Origin of the sequence: Sphaerobacter sp. (assembly GCF_019683595.1) — a bacterium.
Lineage (GTDB): Bacteria > Chloroflexota > Chloroflexia > Thermomicrobiales > Thermomicrobiaceae > Sphaerobacter.
Genome location: NZ_JADGHZ010000267.1, coordinates 1 through 3,657, shown reverse-complemented (window position 1 = coordinate 3,657; position 3,657 = coordinate 1). Strand labels below are relative to the sequence as shown.

Here is a 3,657-nt window from a genome sequence, read left to right as displayed (position 1 = left end):
GTACAGACGGATGCTGGCGGTGGAGTCCGGGAAAGTACGAACGGGACCAGCACCTTATAGAGTGGGTAAAGGGACGGGATGGGTGGAATCCGTACTTCCGTATCTATGCGAGCGAACACACGCACCGCCCACCCGAGACGATCTGGAGCCATCAGGAAGTCGGATCTACGCGGGTCTCGGCAAGAGAGATCAAGGCACTGACCGGAGGGACCAGTTTCGCGACACCCAAGCCGGAGCGGCTCCTCGAGCGGATCATCCGTATCGCGACCGACCCTGGTGACATCGTGCTCGACTGCTTCCTCGGCTCGGGCACGACGGCCGCCGTCGCCCACAAGATGGGCCGGCGATGGATTGGCATCGAGCGTGAGGCGGCCACAATTGACACCTATGCCCTGCCACGCTTGCGGAAAGTCGTGGCGGGTGAGGACCCCGGAGGGATCACCACGGTCGAGACGCTCGTTGGTGACGACTTACCCAACGGAGTCAAGCCCGGCGACGCACGCGCTGCCGCACGGACACTGAATGCTTTACACAAGGCCGGGATTTTGGCCCAGGTCAGTGAACTCGATGACTCGACGGTGCGATCGCTCATACGAGCCCTTCGTGAGATCGACAAGACGAAGAAGGAAACGACCTGGTACGGCGGAGGTGGGTTCCGTGTGCTGGAGATTGCCCCCTCGATGTTTGTTGAGATCGGAGGCCAAATCTTCCTGAGTGAGTGGGCCACCAATGGCACACTGGCCGAGACGACCGCTGCCCAACTCGGCTACGCCTATGAGCATGACCCGCCGTTCTGTGGACGCAAAGGCCGCAGCCGGCTCGCGGTCGTTGACGGTGTGGTGAACGAGGATGTGATCCAGCTCCTCGTGCGCGCTCTCGGCCCGGAGGAACGGCTGCTGGTCTGCGGCACAGCCCTCGACCCGGCAGCGGCCGAATTCCTCCGAACGCTGCGGCCAGGCTCCAGCGCCCGTAAGATCCCCCAGTCGATCCTGGCCGAGTATCGCCACGCGGTGCGCGGGCAACATTCCAGGCTCTTTGACGATCCGGAGACAGTACCGATTACGGCGCAGGCAGGGGAGGCAAAGCGATGACCGCAACGCTACCCGCCGCCACGGACCTCGTCGACTTCGACCGGATCGCGGCGATTGCCGCCCGACTCGACCTACGCCCGCCCAACCGCGAAGCGCTGGAGAGCATCGCGGTAGAGATTGCCCACCATTACCGCATCGAGAATCAGCCGCCTCCGTTTGAGGGGGTAATCGACGTGGCCACCGGCGTCGGCAAGACCTATGTGCTCGCGGCTGCCCTCGAGTACCTCGCGGCCGAGGGGGTGCGCGACTTCGCGGTGATCACGCCTGGGCGCACCATCCTCGAGAAGACGGTGGCTAACTTCACTCCGGGCCATCCTAAGAGCCTGCTAGGGGGGATGGAGACCCAGCCGGTGGTTATCACCAGCGACAACTTCATCTCGCCAGCGATGCGCACCGCAATGGACGATCCGACCCAGGTCAAGCTCTACATTTTCACCGTACAAGCCCTGCTTCACCCCCAGTCGAAGGTCGGCCGCCGGACGCACAAGTTCCAGGAGGGGCTGGGCACCGCGTTCTACGCCCACCTGCAGAGCATTCCCAATCTCACCGTCTTCGCCGACGAGCACCACACCTACTATGGCCAAGCCTTCTCGCGTGCGGTCCGCGACCTGAACCCCTGGGTGCACCTCGGTCTGACCGCTACTCCGCACCCGCGCACCCCGAAGGATCAGATCATCTACCGCTACCCGCTGGCGGCCGCCATCGCGGACCGACTGGTGAAGACCCCGGTGCTCGTCGGGCGGACCGACGATCGGACCGACGCCGAGACCAAGCTCCGCGATGGAGTTCGGCTGCTGGAGTTGAAGGAGCAGGCGATTCAGGCCTGGTGCCGCGAAACCGGCGCCACCCCAATTGCGCCAGTCATGCTCGTGATCGCGCCTAACATCGACGAGGCTGAGAATATCACCAGGATCGTCACCGACCCCAGCTTCGCCGACGGTCGCTACGCTGATCGTGTGCTCACCGTGCACTCCCGGGCCCCGGACGACGCACTAGCCAAGCTGGACCAACTTGAAGAGCCGGACAACCCGTACCGCATCGTCATCTCAGTCGGGATGCTCAAGGAGGGCTGGGACGTCAAGAACGTCTACGTCATTGCCTCGCTCCGAGCCTCCGTCTCGGAGCTGTTGACCGAGCAGACACTCGGGCGCGGCCTGCGACTCCCCTTCGGCCGCTACACCGGCGTCGAGTTCCTGGACACACTGGAGGTGCTCGGGCACGAGCGCTACGAAGACCTTCTGCGCAAGGCTCATGTGCTACAGGAACAGTTCATCGACTACCGCACCCGCGCGGTACTGCGCCAAACGGCCCAGGGACAGCTCGAGCGTGTCGTCGAACGGACCGAGGTCAGCCCGCCACTGGGGCAAATGCCGTCGTCGGGCACGAGTGGAACCGCGACGGGCCAGCTCATCCAGGTGCAGAGCGTCGACACCGCAACGGGGCGAGCCGAGCAGCAGGTCGAGGGGCTTAGCCGCACCCTCGTCCCGCGTGATGACCGGCCGGCGCTACGCGTGCCGCGCCTCCTGATGACGGCTGCACCCAGCTCCTTCTCTCTGGCCGACATCACCGATCTCGGGCCGTTCCGTCAGCTTGGTGAACGGCTGGCTGCCGACCCACCAGACGCGTTGCGCCGCGTGCTGCTGGACGTCAAAACGGAGGTCGATCCCGTCGGCTTCCGGCAGACTAGACTCGTCACCCAGCGCGCGGCAGACACCGTCGACTCGCCAGTCCCCGTGAAGCCACTGGAAGAGTTGCGGGAGGAGCTGATCAAACGGGTGCTCGCGGCCCCGGTCGTCCCTGCGCGCCCCAATGAGATCCGCCCGGCGGGCGAGATCGTGGATGCCTTCCTGGCCGGGCTCGGTCCCGAGGCACCAAAGGTACTCAGCGCCTTCTTGGACCGGGCCGTCGAGGGACTCCTCGAGGTGCTGACCACGCAGCAGCGGCGGTTCGCCGCCAAGCCACGCTTCGACCAGGTGGTGGAGCTAGTCACGTTCAATCGGACGCGCGTTGGTCGGGCTGAGACGAGCCAGGACCGCTATGGTCCCTTCCGGCGAGGAGTCGGCTACCAGGGTTATGCCAAGTCGCTCTATCCCGAGGACTGGTTCGACTCGAGCACGGAACGCGACGTCGCGAACCTGTTAGACGACGACCCGGCCATCGTGCAATGGGTGCGGCTCCAGCAGGGCGACCTCCCCATTCTGTGGACGGAGGGGAGAGACTATCACCCCGATTTCATCGCCATCGACCGGGAGGGTATCCACTGGATCATCGAGGTCAAGATGGATCGAGCGATGGCGAGCGATGAGGTGGACGCCAAGCGCGAGGCAGCGCGTCGCTGGGCCAACCACGTCAGCGCCGACCCGAAGGTGGAGGCCACCTGGCGCTACCTCATCGTCTCGGAGACCGACGTAAAGCGGGCCAAGGGATCCTGGGCGGCGCTCCGGCGCTTTGGGGGCGGATGATGGGAAGTAGGACTGCTGACGGTCGCACGGTAGCAGCATGCGCTTGCGTCCACACCGAGCGTACACTATTGACCCTCGATACCTACTCGCACCTGTTTCCGACG

2 protein-coding genes are annotated in these 3,657 nt (G+C 64.8%); both read left to right on the top strand.

Annotated elements, in window-relative coordinates; all coding sequences use genetic code 11:
• Nucleotides 1–1,091: site-specific DNA-methyltransferase (locus tag IRZ30_RS16400; protein WP_294086711.1), on the top strand; the 1,091-nt coding region annotated here is incomplete at its 5' end.
• Nucleotides 1,088–3,553, top strand: a complete 2,466-nt coding sequence (locus IRZ30_RS16395) for a DEAD/DEAH box helicase family protein (protein WP_294086710.1) — start codon at nucleotides 1,088–1,090, stop codon at nucleotides 3,551–3,553. The genes IRZ30_RS16400 and IRZ30_RS16395, both read left to right, overlap by 4 nt.
• Nucleotides 3,554–3,657: the final 104 nt, after the last annotated feature.

What these genes read in the sequence shown, in the direction of transcription:
- IRZ30_RS16395 (WP_294086710.1), top strand. Translation starts at nt 1,088, where the DNA reads ATGACCGCAACGCTACCCGCCGCCACGGACCTCGTCGACTTCGACCGG.